A 7091-nucleotide genomic window follows, 5' to 3' on the forward strand; every position below is an offset into this window, starting at 1 on the left:
GATCGAGTCCACGACTCCAACACCGCGCGCGAATCATCATCGAGAACCAACGCCGAAGTGGGCATACGGCAATTCTTCCACCCGAACGCCTGTAAGCGAATTAACGACGCGCAACACTAGCGCCTCGTTCCTCAGGGGGCAGGTGGCACACCTCAGGACATCGCGGCGTGCGCTCCCCGCGCCGACCAGTTCGGGCTGGCCTCGATGGCGCCGATGATGCGCGGGCGTAACTCGTCGGCGCGGATCACCGCATCCACCGAACCGACCTCGACGGCACGGCGGATGCTGTGCACCTTGTCGAATTCGGCCGCGATCTCACTGATCTTCTCCGCCCGCACCGATTGCCGAATGTCGGCCACTTCGGCGTTGAGCGCGGAGCGGTCGGGACCGGTGGCCTCGGCTGCCCGTGACTCCAGATCGCGCACCCGTGGATCGGCGCCCACTCGTTTGGCGACCTCGCCGGCGAACACCACAGCCGCCGCCGGGGCGCCACCGAGCACTGACGCGAAGGAGCCGTCGATGGCCAGGACGGTCATGTTCGGATTGAGTGCCTTGGAGAACACCACGAAGGCACCACCGTGATAGCGCGAGATAACGCAGAACACGATCGGACCGCGGAAGTTGACGATGGCCCGCCCGATCTCGGCGCCGTACTCCAACTGCAGTTTGCGCATCGACTCCGGTGACCCGTCGAATCCGGACAGGTTGGCCAGCACCACCAGCGGCCGATTGCCGCTGGCCACGTTGATGGCCCTCGCCGCCTTCTTCGACGACTGTGGGAACAGCGTTCCGGCAGTGTAGGTGTCGGGACCGTCGGTGGGCTTGTACCCGCGACGCTGCACCTCGCGCGACTCGATACCCAACAGGCACACCGGGATGCCGCCCAGATGCACGTCGCAGACCACGGCGGTCTCAGCGTCGGCCATGCCTGCCCACCGTTCGAGTACCGGATGGTCCTGGTCGGCGAGGGCGCGCATGACGGTTCGGATGTCGAAGGGCTTCTTGCGATCCGGGTTGCTCTCGGCCGAGAAGATCTGTCCGACCGTGGTGAAGTCGCTGCCGGCCAATACATGCGGGAAGTCGGAAACGTCGCGGTCGCTGGGGTCGCTGGTGACAGCGCGCCGCGGCGACTGCTCGCCCGGTGCGACGTAGGTGTGGTCGTAATGCGACATCAACACATCGCGCGCCGCGCCGAGGTTCGGTGCCCAGTACTGCGCCTGCCCGTTGGGGCCCATCACGCGGTCGTAGCCACCGATGCCGAAGTTGTCCTCGGCCGACACACCGCCGGAGAAGTCCAACGACTGCTTGCCGGTCAGCACCATCGCCGAGTCCGGGGTCATCACCAGAATGCCCCTGGTGTGCATGAGCATCGTCGCCTCGGCGTTCCAGTACGGCTGCGCACCGACGTTGATACCGGCGACGACGATGTTGATCTCCCCACCTGCCTGGGTGTATTCAACGACACGTTTGAGTGCCCGCGCCACCCAGTCCATGTTCTCGGTGCCCGAGTCCATCGAAATACGCGCGCCCGACGACAGCGCGTACCACTCGAGCGGGACCTGCATCTGCTCAGCCAGATCCAGTGCGGCGATGACCCGCGCACACTCCGGCTCCGACAGCGCACCCAGGGATTTCGTGGGGTCGCCGAGCAACACCACCCGCGTCACGCCGTCCGGATGTTTCTCGGTGGCGGTGGTGACCACACCCGCCACCATCGCTGCGCTGTTGCGCCCGCGCGGACGATCCACGGGCACCAGTCGCTGCTCTGCGTCGAGGTCGTATTCGGCGAAGTCACCGAGCAGACCGGCCAACTCGTACGGGTAGACGGTGTTGCGTTTGGCTGCCCGCAGCACCTTCTGCCGGTACTCGTCGACCGGTTCGATCGGTTCGTCGGCCGGCTCGCCGACCGCGACGTCGAATCCACCGGTGGCGTTGACCGAGAAGCGGATGGCGACCTTGGTCAGCTCGCCTGTGTCGCGCTCGCGCCGCCGTGCAATGAGCAGCACCTCTTCGAGCCCGACTCCGGTGGCCGCGCCTCGGAAGTAGTCGGCGATCGTGTTCAGGTCGTCGTCGAGTGCGTCGATCGGCGGCCACACGTACATGACGATCCGATTGGTGGACGACGTCAAACGCGACCCACGCTGGGCCCGCCGGATCGAATCGACACACGAGGCCAGCGTGGTCTCCGCGGTCGGCAGGGTCAGCAGCCGCCCGTCGTGCTCGCGCATGGCGGTCAGGTCACGCACCTGAGCGAAGGCGATCAGCCGCTCGTCGGCGGGGTTCTCCTTGGCCACACACCGGAACAGGTAGACCTCTTCGTCATCGGACGACGGCAACTGGGTGAGGTCGAACTTGCGTAGCCGTTCCATCTGCATGCGCTGCGCGATGTACGGGTGCAGTCCCCGAATGAGGCGTTCCTCCGACATGCCGGTTGCCGACGGTCGGAAGGTGAAGTGGTTGTGCATCCGAGCGTCGCCGCTGCCCGCGACAGTCACCGTGATCCGGTGGACCTGGGTGGGCATCGCTGTGGCGGAGATGATCTCGTGCAGCGTGGCGGCCATCGCATCGAAGGCGTCCGGCTGCTGTTCCCAGCTCAGGTAGATGTCGGCGTCGACCGACGCGGTGTCGCGGGCGAGCTCGGCGAGACCGTCCATGGTTGCGGGCAAATCGTCGAACCCGACCGCCGCCGACACGAGATTCGCGCCGTGGCGTTCGGCGACCACGAAGCTCGCGCCACCGGAGGGCTGGATGCGGATGTCGCTGAGCCCCTTGTTGCCGTAGTAGCGCCGCGTCAGCACCTCGAGCATCACCGAATTGTCGAGGTTGCCCCGCACGATGCGCTGACCGAGCAGCCGGACCAGCGGCTCGGTGCTGCGCACCATGTCCGCGATCCGCTCGGCGCGGTCGGTCGCCGTCGGGTTCTCGTCGAGGTAGCGCAACTGCTTGCGCACGTTGTTGTACACCCGGGCCCTATCCCGGCGCAGCAACGGTTGGCCGTACCAGGCGTAGATGACACCGCGGGCCAGATCGGCGATGGCCGGGAAGCGTACCTGCGTCGCTGCGACCAGACGGTCCAGCGCGCTGCCAACAGCGTCCTGGAGTTCGTCGCGCGGTGTGGGTTCGCGCAGCCACTCGCGCAGGAGTGTGCTGATCACGGTGACCGAGTCGGCCGGGTTCTGCAGCGCCAGGAAGATCCGGAAGACCGCGGCCTCCAACTCCGGGCTGCGCTCGAGATCGGGCACCCCGTAGTGGCCAAGTGCCCGACCGAGCTGGGTGTGGAAGGTCTCCGGGAGCCCGTCCCGTTCGACGTCGAGGCTCTGCAGGTACGTGTGGAAGTTCTCGCGGGCGCTGTGGACGTGTTCGACACCCAGCACCTCGCCGGACGGACGATTCTGGCTGAGCTCGGCCAGATCGGCGAACACGGTGATCAGTTCCAGCTCGTCGGCCAGCGGGCGGCGGCCGCTCTCCATCGCGTCGTGGCGGACGGCGAGGTAATCGTTGAGCAGGCGCGTCCGATCGTGCGGGTCGACGTCGAAGCCCAGCAGCTGACTGCGGAGATCCTCCTGCGTGCGAGTGGTGCGCTCGTGCGCCTGCACATCGGTGCGCTGCGCGGGCAGTTCGAGGTCGACCGCTTCGGTGGTCTCCTCGGCCGCCTCGGCGTCGTCGTCGTCGGCGAGTGGCTCCAGACGCAACAGGGTCGCGCCGGTCTCGACCTGGGTGCCGACCGAGACCATGGACTCCTTGAGTCGGGAGCGCACCGGGGCACGTAGCACCGTCTCCATCTTCATGCTCTCCAGCACCAGCACCGGCGCGCCGGCCTCGACCTCGGCGCCGACCTCCAGCGGTGTGGCCACCACCAGGGCCGGTGCCGGTGATCGCAGGACACCGCCTTCGTCGCGACTCACCCGGTGGGTGACGCCGTCGACGTCGACGAGGTGGATGGGTCCGTGAGTGTCGGTGACCAAGCGGTACCGGACATGATTGACCACCATCTGGGCGGTGTGATCGTCGAAGCGTTCGAGGTCGACATCGGCGGTGTGGGTCTCGACGCCTGCCTCGATCCCGACCCGGAACCGGTGTGCACCGATGCGGGCGACGCGCACCCGGTAGCCGACACCACGCAGTTTGAGATCCAGCGGACGACCACTGTCGTGCTGTACCTGCGGGCGCCCACCCGACGCGGTCGACAGCAAGCGCTGCCGCTCGACGAGTTCCTCCTCCTCGTAGGCATCGATGGCGGCGGCGGCCAGCGCGATGGCCGAATGTCGGTTGGCCACCAGCCCGCCGTCGGCGCGAACGCGATCGATCCAGCCGGTGTCGGCGCTGCCGTCGATCACCTCGGGTCGACTGAGCAGTTCGAGGACGAAACTCTTGTTGGTGGCGCCGCCGGCGATGATGACCCGGGTTTCACGCATGGCGCGGCGCAATCGGCCGAGCGCCTCCTCGCGGTCACGTCCGTAGGCGATGATCTTGGCGATCATCGAATCGAAGTCCGCCGGAATCGTGTCGCCCTCGCTGACGCCGGTGTCGACACGGATGCCGGGGCCGGCCGGCAGTTCGAGCAGCGCGATGCGGCCGGGTGCCGGCGCGAAGTCGCGGTCGGGATCTTCGGCGTTGAGCCGGGCCTCGATGGCGTGGCCCCGTTCGGCCGGCGGCTCGCCCTCCAGGCGGCCACCGGAGGCCACGTGCAGTTGGGCGCGGACCAGGTCGAAACCGGTGGTGGTCTCGGTGATCGGGTGCTCGACCTGTAGTCGGGTGTTGACCTCGAGGAAGGCCAGCAGGTTCTCGCCCGGGTGGTAGAGGAACTCCACGGTGGCCGCGCCGCGATAGCCGACGGCGACGGCGAGACGCTCAGCGGAGGCCTTGAGATTGGCGACCTGGTCGGCGGGCAGCACCGGTGACGCCGATTCCTCGATGATCTTCTGGTTGCGTCGCTGCACCGAACAGTCACGCACGCCCAACGCCCACGCCGTGCCCTGGCCGTCGGCGATCACCTGGACCTCGACGTGGCGTGCACCGGTGACCAGGCGTTCCAAGAACACCACACCGCTGCCGAAGGCGCGCTCGGCCTCGTCACGGGTGCGGGTGTAGGCATCGCGGAGTTCGGCATCGCTGGTCACCTTGCGAATACCACGGCCGCCACCGCCGGCCGTGGCCTTCAGCATCAGCGGGTAGCCGATATCGGCCGCCGCGGCCACCGCATCGTCGAGGGTGTCGACGCCACCACGGCTCCATGCCGCGACGGGCACACCCACCTCTTCGGCGATGAGCTTGGCGCCGATCTTGTCGCCGAGTTTGCGCATCGCCTCGGCCGACGGTCCGACGAAGGTCACGCCGATGCGTTCGCAGAGTTCGGCGAATAACGGGTCCTCGGCGACGAAGCCCCACCCGACCCAGGCGGCTTCGGCGCCGGTCTCGAGTAGCGCACGTTCGAGGATCTTGAGATTGAGATAGGGGCGCGACGCGGCCGGGCCCAAATCGTAGGTGACGTCAGCTGCCCGCACGAATGAGGCGTTGCGGTCGACGTCGGTGTGCAGGGCGATCACCTCGATCGGCTGTCCGGTCTCGGCGGACAGTCCGCGCACGGCGTGGATGAGCCGCATCGCGGACTCTCCCCGGTTCACGATGGCAATGCGAGTGAACATCACCGACTCCCTTCTCTGTGGTCGTGTCGGTCGGTCCGCGCGGGTGTCGCGCTCCCCGCCGAGCGGGTCGTGACGATTACCAGGTCGGGTGGCTCCGGCCGACGTTTCGGGTACATCGGCGACGGACACCGCTCGATTGTTGCGAATCGATTCCCTACGCGCGAGTACGTTGCGTGAGTCCGCGTGGCAGACCGCGCGAACACGTCGCCCGTGGGACGCCGAACCGGACCGCCGCCGCACCGAAAACAGGCCCGCAGCGGCGGGAATCCCGGCGAACGTGGACTCGTTGAGCGTCGGATCAATGCCAAAGATGAGGGATTGCTCACATTTCTTGCCGGGTGGTCGGTTGATCGCCGATGTGGTCGTCCCGGTCGCCACGTCTATCCTGACCACGACCCGTCCTCGAGATCTGGAGAGAATGCATGACACAGCTGGGAGTGGTCGGCGGCGGCACCATGGGCGCCGGGATCGCCGAGGTCGCGATCCGCGCCGGTGATGACGTCCTCGTCCTCGAACGCGACGACGCCGCGGCCGACGCCGCCCGTGCGCGCATCGACAAGTCGCTCGCACGTGGCGTGGCAAAGGGCAAGATCAGCGAAGACGACGCGCAGCAGGCCCTCGACCGGCTACGTCTCACCACGGCGGTCAAGGACTTCGGTGATCGCGAACTCGTCATCGAGGCTCTACCGGAGGTCGAATCGCTCAAGGTCGGGTTCTTCGCCGAACTCGACAAGGTGACCGCACCCGAGGCGATCCTGGCGACCAACACCTCGTCGATCCCGATCATCCGGGTCGCCAAGGACGTCGCCGATCCCTCGCGCGTGGTCGGTGTGCACTTCTTCAACCCGGTCCCGGTGATGCCGCTGGTGGAGATCATCAGCAGCCTCGCGAGCTCGCCGCAGGCGGTCGAGACGGTCACCGCCTACGCGCGCGACCATCTGGGCAAGAAGACCATCCAGGCCGGTGACCGCGGCGGCTTCGTCGTCAACGCGCTGCTCGTCCCCTACCTGGTGAGCGCCATCCGAATGTACGAGAGCGGTTATGCGTCCAAGGAGGACATCGACACCGGGATGATCAACGGGTGTGCCCACCCGATGGGGCCGTTGACCCTGACCGACACCATCGGCCTCGACGTGATCCTCGACGTCACCGAGTCGCTCTATCAGGAATTCCGCGAGCCGCACCTCGCGCCGCCGCCGCTGCTGCAGCGCATGGTGGAGGCCGGCTACCTCGGCAAGAAGAGCGGTAAGGGCTTCTACGACTACGCGAAGTAGACCCCCCTTCGTGACGCTCGCAAGCTCGCTCCTCAGGGGTCGGACCGCTGGTCCCTGAGCATCCTATGGGGTTGGGTGTCAAGAGGTTCCTGATGGTGGTGGCGGCGTGGGGTATGTGACCGCGGGCGTTGGTTTTTGTGCTCGCGGCTTTGGGGTGGCTTGGGGGTTGTGG

Annotated in this window: 2 protein-coding genes; one reads left to right on the plus strand and one right to left on the minus strand. The window is 67.2% G+C overall.

What is annotated here, in order from left to right; translation table 11 throughout:
• Window positions 1-152: 152 nt before the first annotated feature.
• On the minus strand, window positions 153-5645 hold the full coding sequence (locus L1892_RS24455; RefSeq protein ID WP_235726342.1) for an ATP-binding protein: 5493 nt from the start codon (window positions 5643-5645) through the stop codon (window positions 153-155).
• Window positions 5646-6067: 422 nt separating this feature from the next.
• Here L1892_RS24455 and L1892_RS24460 point away from each other — a divergent pair, with 422 nt between their 5' ends.
• A complete protein-coding gene (locus L1892_RS24460) occupies window positions 6068-6919 on the plus strand; it encodes a 3-hydroxybutyryl-CoA dehydrogenase (protein WP_235726343.1) in 852 nt (283 codons plus the stop codon).
• Window positions 6920-7091: the final 172 nt, after the last annotated feature.

Source organism: Gordonia tangerina, from assembly GCF_021556435.1.
Taxonomy (GTDB): domain Bacteria; phylum Actinomycetota; class Actinomycetes; order Mycobacteriales; family Mycobacteriaceae; genus Gordonia; species Gordonia tangerina.